At 41.7% G+C, this 19,336-nt stretch carries 21 protein-coding genes; 17 read left to right on the forward strand and 4 right to left on the reverse strand.

Annotated features, from left to right (window positions below; genetic code table 11):
- Positions 1–75 precede the first annotated feature (75 nt).
- The gene (locus SST111_RS03850) at positions 76–1,239 is read right to left on the reverse strand and encodes a tyrosine-type recombinase/integrase (protein ID WP_099810084.1); all 1,164 of its coding nucleotides are present in this window, start codon (positions 1,237–1,239) and stop codon (positions 76–78) included.
- Between the two features lie 134 nt (positions 1,240–1,373).
- Here SST111_RS03850 and SST111_RS03855 point away from each other — a divergent pair, with 134 nt between their 5' ends.
- The 5 genes from SST111_RS03855 to SST111_RS03875 all read left to right on the forward strand — a co-directional run bounded on the left by SST111_RS03855 (position 1,374) and on the right by SST111_RS03875 (position 4,173).
- Positions 1,374–1,676, forward strand: a complete 303-nt coding sequence (locus SST111_RS03855) for a hypothetical protein (protein WP_257211379.1) — start codon at positions 1,374–1,376, stop codon at positions 1,674–1,676.
- Between the two features lie 127 nt (positions 1,677–1,803).
- Positions 1,804–2,211, forward strand: a complete 408-nt coding sequence (locus SST111_RS03860) for a hypothetical protein (protein ID WP_099810085.1) — start codon at positions 1,804–1,806, stop codon at positions 2,209–2,211.
- Between the two features lie 145 nt (positions 2,212–2,356).
- Complete coding sequence (locus tag SST111_RS03865) at positions 2,357–2,539, forward strand: type II toxin-antitoxin system HicA family toxin (RefSeq protein WP_099810086.1); 183 nt, start codon at positions 2,357–2,359, stop codon at positions 2,537–2,539.
- 45 nt (positions 2,540–2,584) lie between these two features.
- Positions 2,585–3,037: a type II toxin-antitoxin system HicB family antitoxin gene (locus SST111_RS03870; protein WP_099810087.1), complete on the forward strand. Its 453-nt coding sequence runs from the start codon at positions 2,585–2,587 to the stop codon at positions 3,035–3,037.
- 494 nt (positions 3,038–3,531) lie between these two features.
- The gene (locus tag SST111_RS03875) at positions 3,532–4,173 is read left to right on the forward strand and encodes an HAD family hydrolase (RefSeq protein ID WP_099810088.1); all 642 of its coding nucleotides are present in this window, start codon (positions 3,532–3,534) and stop codon (positions 4,171–4,173) included.
- A 32-nt stretch (positions 4,174–4,205) separates the two neighbouring features.
- Here the strand turns inward: SST111_RS03875 and SST111_RS03880 are convergent, their stop codons facing one another.
- Together SST111_RS03880 and SST111_RS03885 are read right to left on the reverse strand one after the other, a co-directional pair.
- Complete coding sequence (locus SST111_RS03880) at positions 4,206–4,391, reverse strand: hypothetical protein (protein ID WP_002935693.1); 186 nt, start codon at positions 4,389–4,391, stop codon at positions 4,206–4,208.
- A gap of 63 nt (positions 4,392–4,454) precedes the next feature.
- A complete protein-coding gene (locus SST111_RS03885; RefSeq protein ID WP_099810089.1) occupies positions 4,455–5,459 on the reverse strand; it encodes a lactonase family protein in 1,005 nt (334 codons plus the stop codon).
- 135 nt (positions 5,460–5,594) lie between these two features.
- Between SST111_RS03885 and SST111_RS03890 the strand changes: the two genes are divergently transcribed.
- From SST111_RS03890 to budA, 3 genes are read left to right on the forward strand one after another with little or no spacing between them, the layout of a single operon-like run.
- Positions 5,595–6,761 carry an AI-2E family transporter gene (locus SST111_RS03890; protein WP_024398740.1) on the forward strand — a complete coding sequence of 389 codons (1,167 nt, stop codon included), beginning with the start codon at positions 5,595–5,597 and terminating at the stop codon, positions 6,759–6,761.
- Positions 6,751–7,980, forward strand: coding sequence for a tetratricopeptide repeat protein (locus SST111_RS03895; RefSeq protein ID WP_099810090.1), 1,230 nt, complete (start codon positions 6,751–6,753; stop codon positions 7,978–7,980). The genes SST111_RS03890 and SST111_RS03895 overlap by 11 nt, the downstream gene beginning before the upstream one ends.
- 3 nt (positions 7,981–7,983) lie before the next feature.
- Complete coding sequence (budA, locus tag SST111_RS03900) at positions 7,984–8,700, forward strand: acetolactate decarboxylase (protein WP_024377919.1); 717 nt, start codon at positions 7,984–7,986, stop codon at positions 8,698–8,700.
- A 24-nt stretch (positions 8,701–8,724) separates the two neighbouring features.
- On the opposite strand, the gene SST111_RS03905 is transcribed toward budA, so the two are convergent.
- The gene (locus tag SST111_RS03905) at positions 8,725–10,383 is read right to left on the reverse strand and encodes an Rqc2 family fibronectin-binding protein (protein WP_099810091.1); all 1,659 of its coding nucleotides are present in this window, start codon (positions 10,381–10,383) and stop codon (positions 8,725–8,727) included.
- An 830-nt stretch (positions 10,384–11,213) separates the two neighbouring features.
- Here SST111_RS03905 and trpX point away from each other — a divergent pair.
- The 9 genes from trpX to SST111_RS03960 all read left to right on the forward strand — a co-directional run bounded on the left by trpX (position 11,214) and on the right by SST111_RS03960 (position 19,189).
- Complete coding sequence (gene trpX / locus SST111_RS03910; RefSeq protein WP_099810092.1) at positions 11,214–12,215, forward strand: tryptophan ABC transporter substrate-binding protein; 1,002 nt, start codon at positions 11,214–11,216, stop codon at positions 12,213–12,215.
- 22 nt (positions 12,216–12,237) lie between these two features.
- Positions 12,238–13,104 carry an ABC transporter permease gene (locus tag SST111_RS03915; RefSeq protein WP_012027421.1) on the forward strand — a complete coding sequence of 289 codons (867 nt, stop codon included), beginning with the start codon at positions 12,238–12,240 and terminating at the stop codon, positions 13,102–13,104.
- Positions 13,101–13,859, forward strand: coding sequence for an ABC transporter ATP-binding protein (locus tag SST111_RS03920; RefSeq protein ID WP_099810093.1), 759 nt, complete (start codon positions 13,101–13,103; stop codon positions 13,857–13,859). The genes SST111_RS03915 and SST111_RS03920 overlap by 4 nt, the downstream gene beginning before the upstream one ends.
- Before the next feature lie 87 nt (positions 13,860–13,946).
- Entirely contained in the window at positions 13,947–14,432 is a 486-nt protein-coding gene (locus SST111_RS03925) for a prolyl-tRNA synthetase associated domain-containing protein (protein WP_015647096.1), read from the forward strand.
- A 98-nt stretch (positions 14,433–14,530) separates the two neighbouring features.
- Positions 14,531–14,842, forward strand: a complete 312-nt coding sequence (locus SST111_RS03930; protein WP_257211382.1) for a hypothetical protein — start codon at positions 14,531–14,533, stop codon at positions 14,840–14,842.
- A gap of 711 nt (positions 14,843–15,553) precedes the next feature.
- Complete coding sequence (locus SST111_RS03945) at positions 15,554–17,215, forward strand: ribonuclease J (RefSeq protein WP_099810097.1); 1,662 nt, start codon at positions 15,554–15,556, stop codon at positions 17,213–17,215.
- Between the two features lie 58 nt (positions 17,216–17,273).
- Positions 17,274–18,050 carry an alpha/beta hydrolase gene (locus tag SST111_RS03950; RefSeq protein ID WP_099810098.1) on the forward strand — a complete coding sequence of 259 codons (777 nt, stop codon included), beginning with the start codon at positions 17,274–17,276 and terminating at the stop codon, positions 18,048–18,050.
- 65 nt (positions 18,051–18,115) lie between these two features.
- Entirely contained in the window at positions 18,116–18,811 is a 696-nt protein-coding gene (locus SST111_RS03955; RefSeq protein ID WP_099810099.1) for a M57 family metalloprotease, read from the forward strand.
- A gap of 9 nt (positions 18,812–18,820) precedes the next feature.
- Complete coding sequence (locus tag SST111_RS03960) at positions 18,821–19,189, forward strand: hypothetical protein (RefSeq protein WP_099810100.1); 369 nt, start codon at positions 18,821–18,823, stop codon at positions 19,187–19,189.
- Positions 19,190–19,336 lie beyond the last annotated feature (147 nt).

Consider the following 19,336-nt stretch of genomic DNA (forward strand, 5'->3'; position numbering starts at 1 on the left):
CTTTAGACGTCGCTGGAGAGAAACGGCTTATAGCCGGTGTACAAGCCACCCGTTTTCACGGGTGGTTATGACTTTTTATAAATTGCTGATAGCTGCCTCAAAGATTGAGACGGCTTTTTTTGCGTTCTCCTTGGTGGCGTGAACGTAAGTATTTAAGGTCATGGCAATATTTGAATGGCCAAGCCTATATTGTAAGTCCTTGGCCTCTATTCCAGCATATAACATAATAGTGGCGTGAGTATGACGGAAGCCGTGGAAACCAATATCAGGCACGCCAGCAGCCTTGAAGTGTTTTTGTAGCCGTTTGCGTAATAGAGTAGCATAAGCGTATTTGGTAGTAAACGGAGTGAATACAATATCCACAGACCGCCCCAGCGTCCAAGCATGAGCCTGCTGACGCTTTTTATATTGCTTGAGCAACAACACAGTAGCCTTGTCTATTTCAATATCTCGTAGCCCTGATTTTGATTTAGGCGTGTTTGTTTCTTGGTATCGATTGAGCGTTTTTGTTACGCTGATTGTACCAGCTTCTAAGTCAATATCGGACCACTCCAGAGCCAGTGCCTCACCGATACGGCAACCAGTGGCCAGTAAAGTCTTGTAAAGAACGTAGTCAAAGAAATCACCATAATTTGACTGATCCAAGCTATCCAGGTAATCAAGAAACTGTTTTAATTCCTGATTGCTGAAGAACTTGACTTTTTGCTCTTTATTCTGCTGCTTACGTGGCACAATAACATCACGGGCGGGGTTATGTTGCAGCAGTTGCATCGTCACACCATATTGAAGAATGCGGCGGTTGATATTATTCAATAAATTGTAATTAGCAAACGCCCCACTAACACCACTATTTGCATCATTAGCCCATTTATTGACTTGTTGCTGGATGATAGGGGTAGATAGCCTATCTAGCTTGTAATCTCCAAATACGGGCAAAATATGAAGTCTAACAATACCTTCCATGGATTGCCGTGAGTTTGGCTTGATGGTATTCTTGTAACTTTCCCACCAAAGGGCCACAAGCTCCCGATAAGTAGTGATGGTTGGTTTTTCTTTGACACAATGACCGTTTTTCTCAAATTCCAACTGAGCTTGTCTAGCTTTGATTTTTACACCCTTTTTAGTGCTAGCTGTGACGGTTGTTCGTGCTTTCTTACCTGTTAACTTATCAACTCCAAGATAAACGCTAGCATAGTGAACTTTTTGACCGTTCTTTTTGATTTTATCTTTGATTTTCATGTATTTGTACCTTTCTTTCCATCAGCAGGCAAGGCGCGTGGTTTTGTTAGGTATTTATACATGAGTGATAGTTATTATTATGAAACTTATCAGAGGTTATACAGTGCTGGACGTGCTTTGGGAGTTAAATTGGGATGAATTATCAGCAATATCACACAGCACTGATTTACTCACTTGTATTACAGCATTTACTAAGGGATACCGAGCTAGAGGAGAAAGCATTCAACTTGTATGCGGATATCATAGAGCGTGAACGGATTCCAAAATACCAGATAAAGACCGCAAGTCTGTACTCAAAGAGAATTGTGCGAGCCTATGAACGTGGGGAAATTCAACTTCCATCACCATTCACAAAACGGCAGAAAATTAGACAGTTTTTTGTCGGGATAGTGGAGTGGACTTTGTGCTTGAACAGAGAACGAACAAAGGGCGAATAAAGGAAACGAAGCTAGGAACACGCTCCGATTTTGACAATAAAAAACAAACTTATCATAGGTTGAAAGAAGTCAAAAAACAGACTTAAACAGCGAACGAACAGCGAGAAAAACACAGACGGAGGTATTCATGACAAAGAAAAAAAGCGAGCGTATAGACGTGCTGCATAGAGAAAAGATTTTATGGTTGAAGTGGTATTTTTTAAAAGACAAGGGAAACCCAAATTATAGCGTCCTAGAGCGTAAGATGTTTGACGCTGCTAAAAATCGTGACTTACTAGCTTATCAAAAATATGTTACAATCAAGCGGATGACTGATATTATGGTGCAAACCAGCGACGAAACTCTTCTAAAAGTTATAAAGGATGTCTATGTGTATAATTACATGAACGTGGTTGGCGCGTGCCAGAAAATTCTATTTATGACACCCAGCCCAGCATATGAACGATTAAATAAGTGGTTCGACACCTATTCTGATTTGTATTTTAGTCTAATACCGTTGTCTGATATGAAGATGTATCATAGTGAACAGCAGTAGCGATTTTGTCATTTTGCACGTTTTGAGCGAATAGCACCACCCCAGCACAGTCTATTTTGTCAAAATGGCGATTTTAAAAAATATCTTTTTAGTTGAATACGTGTAACACGTATGGTATAATAATCTTGTCAGGAGGTAGAGCGCTATGCCGATGACACAAACAGAAATGGTTAAACTTTTGACGGCTGAGGGCTGGAAACAGGTCAAGGGCGGAAAAGGGTCACATGTTAAGATGGATAAATCAGGACAGAGACCAATAACCATACCGCATGGAGAACTTAACAAGTACACCGAGCGGGCAATTCTAAGGCAGGCAGGTTTACGCTAAAGCGGTTTGACCGCTTGCCTTTTCAACTTTTGGAGGTTTTTCAATATGCTTGCAACTTACCCAGCTTTATTCTATTATGACGATACAGACAGCACTGTTGCCCCTTATTTTGTACATTTCCCAGACTTTGAACACTCAGCAACTCAAGGCGAGAGTATGGCGGATGCTATGGCAATGGCTAGCGATTGGCTTGGGGTCACGCTTGCGGATATTATTGAAACGGGGCTAGAAGTTCCAGCGCCGTCTGACATTAACAAGCTTTCACTAGTTGACAATGACCCTTTCAAGAATGACCCAGAATTTTCAGAGAGTTATGATCTTACTAAGTCATTTATTTCTTTGGTTGTGGTGGATGTAGCCGACTATTTAGGCAGTCAAGAGCCAATAAAAAAGACTTTGACTATACCACGTTGGGCGGATAGATTAGGCAGAGAGTTAGGGCTTAACTTTTCCCAAACATTGACCGATGCTATCGCAGAAAAGAAATTACAAGCATAAGTATATTCTGGATACAGTAAAAACATGGTATAATACACTTTCCAGCAATCAAAAAAAGCGTATCAATTCGATACGCTGATTCTTGCTTACTGAACTCATCTTTTTAATTCCCTTTTTAGTTACCCTTTATGTTTCCTATACTTATCCAAGCGTTTGAAATTTTGATAGAATTGAGATAAATTCTAATCAAAACAGCCCCTGTTTGCAGGTACTGAAACATTGTCAGATAACTTGAAAAAATAAATTAGTACAGTGTACTAATTTATCCCTGAGCTAGAATAGCGAGGGTCATAATAAGAACAAGTCTGGAAATTTCCAGACTTGTTTTTCGTAGTACAGTGTACTAATTTATCCCCGAGTTAGTATAGTGAGGGATTAGTAAAACTCTCTAGGTTTTCCAAGGGAGTTTTCTTTGCCTTGATATTGATAAAATGATATTCTAAAAAGGTAGATCAACTTAAGTATTCTCATGTTGAAAAGAGATGGAGAGTGGGATGATAGAGTGGATATTTTTTGATTTGGGTTCGACGCTTTTAGATGAAGAGACTGCTTATGGTTATTATATAGACAAGTGTGTGAAGAAGTTAGAGTCTCTGGATATAGAGGTTTCATCAGATTCTTATAAAAAGAAAATGGTGGAGTATGCTCATCAGTCGCTGGATCCCATTCGTGCGACCTGGCACTATTTTGCACCGACCGAGCCACGTCCTTTATGGACAAATGAGGGTGTGAGCCTGTATCCTGAAACAATAGATGCTCTAGAGAAGTTATCACAAAACTATCGATTGGGGATTGTTGCCAATCAGTCTAGTAGTGTTAGAGATCTGCTTAAAGAGTGGGGAATTGAGTCTTATTTTCAACTCATCATCCTCTCTGAAGAGGTTGGGCTATCTAAACCAGATACAACTATTTTCACACTTGCCTTGCAAAAAGCAAACATCCCTGCAGATAGAGTTGTCTATGTCGGGGATAGGTATGATAATGATATTCTGCCTGCTAAATCTTTGGGAATGTGGACTGTACGGATACTGACTGGTTTTGGAAAGCATGCCAGTGAAAATGAAAAATTGAAGAGCGATTGGGTAATTCCCTCATTGCAAGAGATAACAAATATTTTTGAACAAACAAAAAACTAGACTGAACATTCTCAGCCTAGTTTTTACATGTATTAGAACAAACCTTTAACTTTATCTAAAAGACCGTTAACACCTTCAGAACCTGATAACAAGCCTTTTGCCTGTTCCAAGTATTCACCGAATTGGTCCTTGTTTTCTTCGATAAATTGTTTTGCACCATCAAAGTCTTTGTTTGCAATCAATTCTTTTACTTGGTTAAAAAGATCTACTGGATTCATGGTGAAAACACCTCCTATGAAACTATTAAACCAAAACTGGACGGATTTCACAACTGAAACGACTTATAAAAATGTAATGCAAACTGCTTCTGGAACATAGAAATCGTGTGAAAGCTCAGTCAAACAGCCATGTTCGGCATCTCTCTCAAATACAGTTGCATTGTCAGAATCTTGATGGACAACAATCAAATGCTTTTCATCAGGACTAAGCGTGAAATCGCGAGGAGTTTTTCCATTTGTTGGGACGATTTCAACTAATTCTAAGCTGGCATCAGCAAGCGTTTTGTAGACTGCGATAGAGTCGTTTCCGCGGTTGGAGCCATAAATAAATTTACCATCCTTTGTGATGCGAATAGCGGCAGTACCGTTGAAACCAGTATGGTCTTCTGGGAGAGTAGAGACAGTTTGTAGGTGTTCAAATTGTCCCCAGCCGTCGTAGATAAGCACTTCAATAGTTGAATTGAGTTCACAGATGAGATAGGCGATTTTTGCGACAGGATGGAAGACAATGTGACGTGGACCACTTCCTGGCGCAGCCTGATAGGTTGCGATTTTCTCTACTTTTCCTTGGTCAGATACCTTATAGGTTACCACTTGATCACATCCTAAATCACAGGTTACTAGAAATTTATCGGGCGTCAAATCAGAAAAGTGAACATGGGCGGAAGCTTGGTTTTCGTGCGGCCCAGATCCTTCGTGTTGAGCGACATCAGCTAATTCTAGCGAACCATCCGCCAAACGTTTATAAACAAGTAGTTGCCCTTTGTGGTAATTGGAGCCATAAACTAAATCTCTTGCTTCATCTATAGCGACATAGCAAAGTGGTGCGCCCTCTGATACAACATGGTTGAGTAGAGTATAGTCAGCATTAAAGGCAGCGATACCTCCTAGACCATTTTCAGCGCCGACGGAGTATAGATGTCCGGCCTTATCAAAGGCAAGGTAGGTAGGGTTAGGTTCTTCAGTGACCAATTCTAGATTGCTAAGTTGTCCTGTTTCAGAGTCAAAATTTGCTTTATAAATTCCTTTGGATTCACGTTTTGTGTAGGTACCGAAATAGATAGTCATAGGATTCTCCTTTTTGGAAATGATTGATAAAATTATACCATGTTTTTCTGAGAAAGTCGTATAAATTCTGTAGTTGATTTTTACAAAAATCCTTTCTCCATGTTACAATAGAAAAAAAGACTAGGAGTGTATTAGATGGAAGATAAGCATCAAAAATTTAGTCTGACTTGGTTTTTCCGCTTGTTTTTAAATAGCCAAGCGGTGACATTTTTATTGGTAACCTTGCTGACTTTTTTGACCATATTTATTTTTAGTAAAATTAGTTTTTTATTCAGACCGATAGGAAGCTTTTTAGAAATTGTATTGTTACCGATGATTTTAACAGGTCTTTTGTATTACCTATTAAATCCGATGGTTGACTGGATGGAAAAGCATAAAATTTCTCGTACAGTTGGTATTTCCATTCTCTTTGTTTTAATCAGTCTTCTCATTATCTGGGGACTGGCGGTGGCAATTCCGAGTATTCAAGAGCAAGTGACATCTTTTGCGCAAAATCTTCCTTCAAATATCCAGAAAATCGAAGGGCAAGTGACGAGCTTATTGCAGGACCAAAGATTTGAACAATTTCGTCCTACTGCATTGGAATTGTTAAATAAGGTCAATGATCAAGCAGTTGCTTATGCGCAAAAATTTTCAACAAGTGCTGTAAACTGGGCAAGTAATTTGATTTCAACCGCTTCACAGATTATTGTTGCTGTTCTGATTATGCCTTTTATTCTCTTTTATCTGTTACGGGATGGTCAGTATTTGAATAAACACATTACCCAATATCTACCAACCAAGTGGAGAGAACCAATTGGAACAGTACTATCAGATGTGAATGGGCAATTATCAAACTATGTTCGTGGTCAGGTGACCGTTGCGATTATTGTTGCCCTGATGTTCTCAGTGATGTTCTCAATCATTGGTCTTAGCTATCCAATAACTTTGGGGGTGATGGCTGGTTTCCTCAATCTAATTCCGTATTTGGGTTCTTTCTTGGCCATGATTCCAGCTGTTATTTTAGGATTGATTGCTGGTCCAATCATGCTGATAAAGGTTTTAGTAGTCTTTATGATTGAGCAGACTATAGAAGGTCGTTTTGTGACACCATTGATTATCGGAAGCTCCCTAAGTATTCATCCAATTACCATTTTATTTGTATTATTGACAGCTGGTCAGATGTATGGTGTCCTAGGAGTTCTTCTGGGAATTCCAATATATGCCTCTATTAAGGTTTTAGTGAAAGCGGCATTTGAATGGTACAAGGCACACAGTAGTTTGTATGAAGATGAAGAAAATGAGGTTGTGAATGAACAATAGTGAAAAAATGTTGGTTTGTTTGGACCAACAGGATTTAGACAAGGCAGATAAGTATTTCAAGCGCGCCTTGGTGCAAGATGATAGCGAAACGCTTTTGTCCTTGGCAGCCTATTTAGAAGGCATTGGTTTTTTCCCACAGGCTAGACAAATCTATGAACAGGTCAAAGAAGAATTTCCCGAAGTACTGCTCAATCTTGCCCAAATAGCATTTGAAGATGGCTTGGTTGAAGAATCTTTCGGATACTTGGAGGAAATTTCGGAAGACAGTTCTGTCTATGTGGAAGCCTTGTTGGTCAAGGCGGACCTGTATCAGGCAGAAGGCTTGTCGGATGTGGCGCGTGAAAAATTGTTAGAAGCAAGTCACTTATCAGATGAACCCATCATCCTCTTTGGCTTAGCAGAATTGGATATGGAACTGGAGCTTTTTAATGAGGCTATTTCCTACTATGCCCAGCTGGACAATCGTGAAATCTACGAATTAACGGGAGTTTCTACCTATCAGCGAATTGGTATTGCCTATGCAAGTTTGGGGAAATTTGAAGCGGCGATTGAATTTTTGGAAAAAGCTGTTGAGTTGGAATACGATGATCAGACGGTCTTTGAATTGGCAGCTCTGCTATTTGAACGAGAAGAATACCAAAAGGCCAATCTCTATTTCAAGCAGTTGGATACCATCAATCCTGATTTTGAGGGCTATGAATATGCCTATGCTCAGTCGCTTCATGCCGAGCATAAGATTGATGATGCCTTGGCTATGACTCAAAAAGGCCTGGCTAAAAATGATTTTGACGCCAATCTCTTGCTTCAGGCTTCGCAGTATGCCTATGAATTGCATGACGAGGCAGGGGCAGAAGATTATCTTCTACGGGCAAAAGAGGTGGCAGATGATAGTAACGAACTAGCTCTGCGCTTGTCCAATCTGTATCTTGAGCAGGAACGATTTGAAGAGGTTGTGGCTTTATTTGATGAAGAGGTAGATAACGTTCTAGCCCGCTGGAATATGGCCAAAGCCTATCAAGCTCTAGAAAGAGATGATGAAGCTATTGCGCTTTACGATGAATTGGCTGGAGAATTGGCTGAGAATCCTGAATTTTTGGCTGATTACGTAGCGGTTTTACGTCAACTTGGTCGTTTGGATGAGGCAAAAGAGCAAGCTAGTCGTTATATCCAATTGGTACCAGACGATTTAGCCATGCAAGAATTTTTGAATGAAGAGTAGGTTATGCAAGTAAATCGATTATTTCAATACAATACCTTAGGTGCCTTGATGGCTGGACTGTATGGCGGCTCCTTGACGGTTGGCGAATTGTTGGAACATGGTGATTTGGGTTTGGGAACCCTGGATTCCATTGACGGTGAGCTGATTGTCTTGGATGGAAAGGCTTATCAGGCCAAGGGAGCAGGGGAGAAACCAGAAGTGGTTGAAGTTCCAGCTGATATGAAGGTTCCCTATGCGGCGGTCATTTTCCATGAGGCAGAAGTGATTTTCAAACAACGCTTTGAAATGACTAGCGATGAATTGCACCAGCGAATTGAATCCTATTATGATGGGGAAAATCTCTTTCGTTCCATCAAAATCAAAGGGACGTTTTCGCATATGCACGTGCGCATGATTCCAAAATCAGCTTCGGATGTCCGTTTTGCGGAGGTGGCAAGTCGCCAGCCTGAGTATACCGCAGAGAATATTTCAGGTACCATTGTTGGTATTTGGACACCAGAAATTTTTCACGGGGTCAGTGTAGCTGGCTATCATTTGCATTTTATTTCGGATGATTTGACATTTGGCGGGCATGTCATGGATTATGTTATCTCAGAAGGAATGGTGGAAGTGGGACCTGTGGATCAGCTGGATCAACGCTTCCCTGTCCAAGACCGCCAATATCTTTTTGCTAAGTTCAACGCTAAGGAAGTTAGAGAAGATATTGATAAGGCGGAGTGATTTCAATACAGAAAAATCCATGAATTAGATTTTCATGGATTTTATTTTGTCTTCAGTTGGGGTGACACGGAGGGTCTTCTGACCTCGGTAGGTCACAAAACCAGGCTTGCCACCTGTTGGTTTGTGAAGTTTCTTGGCTTCAATCATATCGACTTGGACCAGATTGGAATGTCTGGCCTTAGAGAAATAGGCGGCTAACTCCGCCGCATCGGTCTTGACCTCGTCGCTTGGGTCCAAGTTATCAGTGATGACCACGTGACTGCCTGGAATGTCTTTGGCATGGAACCAGAGTTCGCCTTTCTTGGCCATTTTGAAGGTCAGCTCATCATTTTGCAGGTTATTTTTCCCAACCAGAATGATGGTTTTCCCGTCCGTCGCCAAGTAACGCTCAGGTTTCTGACGCTTATGGATTTTCTCACGGTGGCGGCGCTTGAGGTAGCCTGTTTCAATCAATTCCTCACGGATTTCATCGATTTCTGCCAGACTAGCCTGTCCCAGCATGGTGTCAACGGATTCCAGATAGACAATGGTTGCCTTGGTCTCCTCAATCAAGTTGGTCAGGTGCTTGACCGCCTCCTTGAGTTTCTGGTACTTTTTGAAATAACGTTGGGCATTTTGGCTAGGAGTCAAAGCCACATCCAACTCAATCTCCAGCTCCTCGCCCGTATAGTAGTTGTCTAACCGCACGCTCGGCTGGTCGTTGGGTACCTGATGCAGATAGGTGGTCAGGAGCTCACCCTTTTGCCGCACCAACTCCGCCGTCTCAGTATCCGCCAATTCCTGCTCCTGCTTGACCAGCTTCTTGCGATTCTTCTCTAACTCACTGGCCACCCTCTTGATCAGCTCATTGGCCTGTTGGGCCACCCGGTCCCGCTCCGCTTTGTCCTGATAGTAGAAATCCAGCAGACTGCTCAGGCTCTCAAAGTGTGGCTGGTTTTCAGGGCTATTGGCAAATGGCAGAGCAGCATAGGATTTGTCTGTCAGGCTAGGCTGAGTTGCCTGGTCAAAAAAGGCACGGAAGTTCTTCAGGCGGTCCGTCTGCAAACGACTGGCTAGTTCAGAAGCCGTATCCCGTCCCAAACCTTGAAAGGTCTGTTGGAGATTTTTTGGACTCAGTTCCTGAGTCGATAAGATTTCAAACAATTTCTCGTCAGATACCGTGTAAGGATTGAGAGAATGCGTCTCCGGTGGACGAATGTAGGTTGAGCCTGGCAAGATGGTTCGGTAGGAATTTTGCGAGAAACCAACGTGCTTGATAGCCTCGATAATCCGCTGTTCAGACTTGTCAACCAAGATGATATTGCTGTGCTTGCCCATGATTTCCACCATCAAGGTAGCTTGGATATGGTCGCCAATCTCGTCCTTGTTGGACACCGAAAATTCTAAGATGCGGTCATTGTCCAACTGACGAATTTCCTCAATAATAGCGCCCTGCAAGTATTTTCGTAGAATCATGGTAAAGGTATTGGGCACTTTTGGATTGGTAAAGTCCGACTGGGTCAGTTGAATTCGTCCGAAAACCGAATGGGCGGACAGGAGCAATTTATGGCTCTGACGGTTGCTACGGATGTTCAGAACAATTTCCTGTTCAAAGGGCTGGTTGATTTTCTGAATCCGCCCACCTTCTAAATTGGCCTTTAACTCAGCCGTCATGTGATGTAAAAAAAATCCGTCAAAAGACATGGTTTTCCTCTTTCTAATAGCTATAACTCAGTCTAGTATATCATATTTTGATGTTTTTTGATGAGACTGGTAGTCCCTACTGACATAAAAAGTTTTCAGAAAATTTAATCAAAAGTATTGACAAAGTGATTTTGATGCCGTATAATCATCTGTAATCAGAAGAAGTAGTAAAGCAGAAGTCTTCAGGGAGCCTGTGGTGCTGGGAACAGGTGGCGGAGTTTTATGAAATGGGCTGATGTGCATTTATGTCTATTTTATGACGTCGTTAGTCGGTCTTGCCGTACCACCAGTACTGCCTTCACCCGACTGCCTAGTCCTAAAATGCCCTAAATTCACAAGGATTGTTTGGTATGACTTACTTTGCGTAGACTGTTTTGGTTGAGTACGAGGCAGGTTGACGCAGCTTATACTGGCGGTATAGCAAGGAGAGTTAACGAAGTAACTAGCCAAATCAATCACGCAAATGAACTTAAAACAATGATAGTTCGGTCCGCACACCTTACAGTGCAACTCCTTGTTAGAGGAGATGAGATATGGGAGGATTCTAGACAATTCCCATAAGTGAGGTGGCACCGTGTCATTGACGCCCTCGCATACTGTTTTTCAGTATGCGGGGGCTTTTTCCTTGTCTTTGTAGATTGCTTTTATATTGCGTCACGTTCGGCTTGCCTAACTTGAGTTATGTCTGCGCCTCCGTTCCTAATCTAAAAGCAATCTACTTTGACAATTATTAGCAAAATGAGGTAATCATGATGAAACGATGGCGATGGTGGAATAATATATTGATGACGTAGAAATTGTATATTGTGTATTTTACGAGGAGAATGAATATGTTGAAAAATAAAAATTTACTTGCTACAATTGTTGCCCTTACTGTTATGGTAGTTGCTGCTTTGTTTATGACGCAAAAAGAACAGAACAATTCAACGAATAGCACAGAAAAAGTTAAAATTGGGGTCCTCCAATTTGTAACCCATGATTCACTAGACGAAATTTACAAGGGAATCAAAGCAGGCCTTAAAGAAGGTGGTTATACCACAACGGATAATTTAGAAATTGATTTTATGAATGCAGAAGGTGATCAGTCACAGGTGCAGACCATGAGTAAAAAATTGGTGGACAATGGCAATGAGCTCTTGATCGGTATCGCAACACCTGCTGCACAGGGATTAGCAAACGCTACGACAGAATTACCTATTATCATGGGAGCTGTGACAGATCCTGTTGGTGCTAACTTGGTAACTGACTTGAAAAATCCTGGTGGAAATATCACAGGAGTATCTGACCAAACACCAGTAGCAGACGCAGTTTCTCTCATTAAAGAAATTACACCAGACGCTAAAACAATCGGTATTCTCTACTCTTCAAATGAAGATAATTCAAAAATTCAAGTAGCGGAATTTAAGGCAGCAGCGGAAGAGGCTGGCTATACTGTCCTTGAATATGCAGTTGCTTCTAGTAATGAAATTGCAGCGACAGTAGAGGTCGCAAGTAGTAAAGCAGATGTTCTCTTTACACCAGTAGACAACACAGTTGCCTCAGCATTTTCAACTGTCGTATCTGTGGCAAATAAAACAAAAACTCCGATTTTCACCAGTGTAGAAGACATGGTCGAAGGTGGAGGTATTGCATCTGTTACCCTCAGCCAATATGACTTGGGTGTGGCAACAGGTAAAATGGCTGCCAAAATCCTAGACGGTGCAAATCCAGCGGATACACCTGTACAAATCTTTAACGAGGGTACCGTTGTTGTCAACCAAAAAGTTGCTAAAGAATTAGGAATTACCTTGTCAGATGATGTGATTAGTAAAGCAAGCAAGGTTATCGAATAAGAGATAAGAGAAAAGGAAAAATATGATTGTATCAACAGTTTCACAGGCTCTTTTATGGGCTGTACTAGGTTTGGGAATATTCGTTACCTTTCGGATTCTGAATTTTCCTGATATGACGACAGAGGGCTCTTTCCCGCTTGGAGGAGCGGTTGCTGTTACCTTATTGACGCAAGGAGTTCATCCTATCTTGGCTACTCTGGCAGCAGTTCTTGTTGGCTGTTTGGCGGGCTTTGTCACAGGCTTGCTTTATACCAAGGGGAAAATTCCCACTCTCCTAGCTGGTATCTTGGTCATGTCTTCCTGTCACTCTGTCATTCTATTTATCATGGGTAGGGCAAATCTAGGCTTACTGAATACCAAACGTTTACAAGATTTCCTTCCTTTTTCTGAGCAAGTCAATGGTCTCTTGCTAGGTCTAGGTAGCCTAGCGGTGGTGATTGGTGCCTTGATGTTCTTCCTCTATACTCGCCTTGGACAAGCCTTTATTGCAACAGGAGATAATCCAGATATGGCTCGCAGTTTTGGTATCAATACAAGTCGAATGGAGTTGCTAGGTCTTGTTCTTTCAAATGGGATCATCGCTCTTGCAGGTGCCTTGATTGCACAACAAGAAGGCTATGCGGATGTGTCGCGTGGTATTGGAGTCATTGTGGTCGGTATGGCTAGTCTGATTATCGGTGAGGTGATTTATGGAAATCTGACCATGTTGGAACGCTTCTTGGCTATTGTAGTGGGAGCAATTTTCTATCAGTTCTTGATTTTGGTGGTCATTTCCCTCGGTATCAATACCAGCTACCTCCGTATCTTCTCGGCCATGATTCTGGCAACTTGCCTCATGGTTCCTGAGTTGAAAAATAAACTTCTGAAAGGAGCCAGTCTGTCACGATGAAAGCAATTGTTGAATTAAAAAATGCCACCAAGGTGGTGACAAACGGTTTTGATGAAGAACGTGTGATTTTGGATAATGTCAATCTGACCATCTACCAGGGTGATTTTATTACCATTTTAGGTGGCAATGGTGCTGGGAAGTCAACCCTCTTTAATGTCATTGCTGGAACCCTACCCTTGACTAGTGGTTCAGTCCATATTCTTGGTGAGGACGTGACCAATTGGCCTGCAGAAAAACGTGCTAAGTATTTGTCACGTGTTTTCCAAGATCCTAAAATGGGTACAGCGCCACGGATGACGGTGGCAGAAAATCTACTGATAGCTAAGTACCGTGGCGAGGGACGGGGCTTAGTGCCACGCAGATTGGCCCAACAGACGGAAGAATTTGCCCAGCTTTTGCCGAGAGTGGGAAATGGTCTGGAAAAACATCTGGATACGCCAGCGGGGCTCCTCTCAGGTGGTCAACGCCAGGCATTGAGTTTGTTGATGGCGAGTTTGAAACAGCCTGAACTTTTACTCTTGGATGAGCATACTGCAGCCCTCGACCCTAAAACCAGCCAATCTTTGATGCAATTAACAGACGAATTGATTGCGACCAAGGGAATGACGGCCCTCATGGTCACTCACCAGATGGAAGATGCTCTCCGTCACGGTAATCGCTTGATTGTCATGAAAAATGGTCAGATTATTCAGGACCAAACGGCTGATGAAAAATCCAAGATGAAACTGGAAGATTATTATAAGTTGTTTGATTAAAGTCTGGAGCAATCCAGGCTTTTCTTATCCTTTGAATTTTAAATTAAAAAGAAGTATAATATACTAAATATATCAAGAGGTGTTGTCATGGATAAATTGGTTTTTGAAAGCTTAGCTGACTTGGGAATGGACTACACCATTGTAGAGCATCCACCAGCTCGGACAACTGAGGAAGCAGACCGTTACATTGAAGGGTTAGAAGGAGTACGGACCAAGTCCATGTTTCTGACTAATAAGAAAAAGACTGCATTTTATTTACTGATCATGGATGACCAGAAGCAGTTGGATATGGACCAGTTTCGTGATTTGGTGGGAGCCAACCGCATTCGGATGGCCTCGAGTGATAGCTTGATGGAAAAAATGCACTTGCCTGCGGGTGCGGTATCTGTTTTTGGCTTGTTACATAATGTTGATAAGGATATTCAAGTCTTTTTTGATAAAGAAATCCTTTCTGAACCCATTCTAACCTTCCACCCCAATGTTAATACGAAAACGATTTTTGTAAAGACAGAAGATGTTTTGCGTTTTGTAGAAGAGATTGGCTTTTCAGCAACGATTGTTGACTTGGGGTAACAAAGATGAGAAAATGTTTAGCTATTTGTAGTCTGTTGTGTTGTCTTTTTTTGGTAGGATGTCGGACAAGAGCAGCTTATCAGGCAGAGATTGAACCGATGGAACAATCAGAATTGTATACGGAAAAAGAGATTCAGGATGCTGTAGTTGTCGTTCAAGATTACTTTGATAAGCATTTTAAGAGTTGTCAATTATTGACCATTGGATACGGTGGCGATGATGAAAAGTTATTTGACGACTGGGCTGAAAACTATGGTGCAGAGGAGGCTATAGTGTTAACCTCTTCTTTTAAGGTAGCGGCAGAAGGAGCAGAGCCTACCTTGGAACCAAATAGTATTCATCGGGATTGGAAATGGATTTTAGTGCGTAATCTTGGTGGAAAGTGGGAACATAAGGGACATGGTTACTAATGTATATGTAGAACTTCGTTGATTTTCAGCGGAGTTTTTTGTAAATTTTCTTGAAAAAATGTATAATAGAAGCGATAGCTAAAATATAGTCTTTTAGTTTACTTTTAGTACTTGCTCCAACTATCTGGGAGATAGTTGGAGACTAGGGATAAAGTGAACGATGTTCACATCAAAAGCCGCAGGCATAACTCAATGCTTTCTTGTTTCTAGGTGACCAGCTGATGTACTTCGCTTTTTTGTTTTCAGGCTCAGGTACGAATAGTCCACCGGACTATTCGTATCCCCCAGATTGCTTGCACAGTTAATGGACTGTGCAAGGTGGGAGATAAAACTTGCGGAGCAAGTAGGTTTTGCAAAATCAGGCAAGGTGAGTTCAAATACTCCTGTGGAGTGTTTGAAGTTGGAAATAGGGAGTGGGAAAGAACTCGAGTGGTCTAAAAAGAGTTCGTCTTCCCACCCCCGCACAGTTGATTAGGTTGGATTTGGAGTGTAAAACACGAACAAATCTGCCAATCAACCACTGCGCTGAGATGTTGACACGAACTCTAAGAAGTGGCGCTGGGCTTTTTGCTCAGTCTCTCCTACGTCGAAGTAATAAAAGAAAAACTAAATGACGATAAATAGCAGACTGTAATTCGACTTGGGCATCCCAAGGACCGTTGGTAAGAAAAATAAAATGGACACCTGTGGGATGTCCAAAAAGGAGAAAAAATGAGTAGCATAAAAATCATGGCTCTCGGAGGTGTACGTGAAAATGGAAAAAACCTGTACATTGCCGAAGTGAATGAACATATTTTTGTTTTGGATGCAGGGGCAAAGTATCCTGAGAATGAACAGTTAGGTGTGGATGTAGTCGTCCCAAATTTCGATTATTTGGAAGAAAATAAGCACCGTGTAGCAGGGGTCTTCCTAACTCACGGACATGCAGATGCTATCGGAGCGCTTCCTTATCTCTTGGAGAAAGTGAAAGTGCCAGTATTTGGTTCGCACTTGACGATCGAATTGGCTAAGCTACTTGTCAAGGGGAATAATGCTACTAAGAAATTTAATGATTTCCATGTTATCAATGCTGAAACTGAAATTGATTTCGGGGATTCAGTGGTATCTTTCTTTCAGACGACCCACTCTATTCCAGAGAGTTTAGGAATTGTCGTTAAGACGGATGAAGGAAATATTGTCTACACAGGTGACTTTAAGTTTGACCAGGCGGCAGATAAGTTTTATCGTACGGATTTTGGGCGATTGGCTGAAATCGGTAACGAAGGTGTGTTGGCCCTCTTGTCAGACTCAGCTAATGCAGATAGCAATGTTCAAGTAGCGAGCATGCATGAGGCTGGGGAGGAAATTCTCAATACGATTGCTGACTGTGACGGGCGAGTTATTGTGGCAGCAGTTGCCAGCAATATTGTACGTATTCAACAGATTTTTGACGCGGCAGAAGCAACTGGTCGTCGTGTCGTGTTGACAGGACATGATGTGGAAAACATTGTCCGAACAGCGATTCAATTGAAAAAACTTCGTTTAGTCAGCGAACGCTTGTTGGTAAAACCAAAGGATATGAACAAGTATGAAGACCATGAATTGATTATTTTAGAAACTGGTCGTATGGGCGAGCCGTTAAATGGATTGCGTAAAATGTCTATCGGTAGACATCGCTACGTTGAAATCAAAGAAGGTGATCTAGTTTATATTGTTACCACTCCAAGTATTTCAAAAGAAGCGGTTGTTGCTCGTGTAGAAAACTTGATTTACAAGGCTGGTGGAACGGTCAAATCCATTACAAAAAAACTGCGTGTATCTGGTCACGGCAGTGCGCGTGATTTGCAGCTTATGCTCAACATCATGAAGCCTAAATATCTTTTCCCAGTTCAAGGGGAGTATCGTCAATTGGATGCTCACGCTAAGGCTGCGCTCGAAATCGGTATGTATCCAGAAAACATTATCATCGTTAAGCGTGGGGATGTCATGGCTTTTGAAGAGGGGGATTTTGTCCATAGCGGAGCGGTTCCTGCTGGTGATGTCATGATTGACGGAAATGCCATGGGCGATGTTGGAAATATCGTCCTTCGTGACCGTAAGATCCTCTCGGAAGATGGTATCTTTATCGTTGCTATCACTGTCAATCGTCGTGAGAAGAAAATCATTTCAAAGGCCAAGGTCAATACGCGTGGATTTGTCTACGTGAAAAAGAGCAAGGACATCTTGCGTGAGGCATCAGAATTGGTGAATACAACGGTAGAAAACTACTTTACAAAGGATAGCTTTGATTGGACAGAACTCAAGAGTGCTGTTCGCGATGATCTAGCGAAATTCCTTTTCGACCAGACCAAACGTCGCCCAGCTATTTTGCCGGTGATTATGGAAGTAAAATAAGTGAATAAGATGGGAGAGCCGAGGGGAACTCAGGCTCTTTACCATAAGGAGAACATTTATGGCAATAATGAAAATTGAATACCACTCAGAAGCTCTAGATATGTCTAGACAGGTTACGGTTTTATATCCAGATCGCAATCGTGTGGACAATCCTGATGATAAAGACATTCCTGTTTTGTATTTGTTGCATGGTATGGGAGGAAATCAGGATTCCTGGCTGAATCGTTCTACAGTGGAACGGTTGGTTCGTTATACCAATCTTATCGTGGTTATGGTCAATACAGATAAAGGCTGGTATACCAATACCACCTATGGCATGAATTATTATGATGCTATTGCGATTGAACTTCCTCAAATCCTCAAGCGATTTTTCCCAAATATGTCAGACAAACGTGAGAAGAATTTTATCGCAGGATTATCCATGGGGGGCTATGGTACTTTTAAGATTGCCATGACAACCAATCGTTTTTCATACGCAGCTTCACTTTCAGGAGCCTTGCTAGTTGATTTCTCCAGTCCATCTGCCTTGGAATTAGGTAGTTCTGCCTATTGGAAAGGTGTGTTTGGAGATGTTGATGACCCAGAAAATCCAAATCTTCTGACCAATATTTGTCAACTGTCGGACAAGAAAACCAAGTTCTTTGCCTGGTGTGGTGAGGAAGATTTTCTCTTTGAAGGACATCAAGAGGCTGTTGCAGAGCTGAAAGAGCTAGGCTTTGATATCGAAGCGAGTTTTGGTCCTGGTAAACATGAGTGGTATTACTGGAACCAACAGATTGAGAAAGTTTTGGCTTGGTTGCCCATTGATTTCAAATTGGAAGAACGCTTGTCCTAGAATTTAAGAAAAATTTCAGAAAAAAACACTATACTGAAATCTATTTCGAGAGAGAGGTATAGTGTATGACGTTTATTACTAATTTCTTTAAGTTTATTTGGCGGACCGTTTGGAGTTTGGTATGGCTGTCTATGGTCATCATTGCTTGTGGCTTGTGGCTATTGTTTTATTTCCAGCAAGAAGCAGCACCACAGATGTTGCAAACCTTGGCTCAGGAAGTGCAACTAATGGTCAAAGGTCAATCTGAAGTGACGATTGAAGAGGGTGTTGATACCATTAAGCACCTGACGACGGATACGGTCAATACAGCAGACCATGGACGCTGGGAAACCAATACAGCGACTGTCTATATTGAAACCCAGAACCCGACTTTTGTGGCTGCCTATGAGACAGCCATTGCTAATTGGAATGCGACGGGTGCCTTTACCCTTGTCCGTACTACTGACCCAAGTCATGCCGATATTATTGCAACAGAGATGAATGATGGGAATACCCAGGCAGCAGGTGAGGCCAATTCAACGACTAATTTATTGACAAATTATTATAGTTCTGTGACAGTACGATTGAATAGCTACTATCTATTGAATGATGAATATGGTTATGATATGGATCGAATCATCCATACCGCGGAGCATGAATTGGGCCATGCCATTGGTTTAGATCATGACGATAGTCAAACATCTGTCATGGAATCAGCAGGGTCAAATCATGGTATCCAGCAAGCAGATATTGATGCGGTCCTTGCCTTGTATTCAGATTAGAGGAGAAATATGTTACGAACAATTACGAATACAATAAAACGATACCCAGAGCAAGCCTTGCTTTTCATTTATAATGCAGGAATTTTTGCTTGGTTACAATCGACTAGCCATTCGATTATGGAACAAATCGGTATAGATAGTAGTTGGTTTGATAAAATTCCCGAACCAATTAAGGCCTGGACTGGTGCCAGTTTAGAGAGTATGCAGACCTTGCTCCATTCTTCTGCTTGGGGATGGTTAATTGTTTCGATGATCTTGATGTTGGTTATCCGCTTTGTCAAGGGCTTGATTAAGTTTGTCATCATGCTGATTATTATCGGTGGTGGCCTTTATCTGCTCTGGCAGAATAAGGAATTGCTTAGTGGATTGAGGATATAAAAAGTACAAAAGCGTTCCAGAGTATTGTGCTCTGGAACGCTTTTGAGTTTTCTATAATAGTACTGGAGATAATGTATAGACAATATGTAAAGACCCCCAGTTGAGAATTCGTGGATTTACCTGTACACTAGAATAAAAAAACAATCA

Origin of the sequence: Streptococcus suis YS161 (assembly GCF_002760245.1) — a bacterium.
Taxonomy (GTDB): Bacteria; Bacillota; Bacilli; order Lactobacillales; family Streptococcaceae; genus Streptococcus; species Streptococcus suis_I.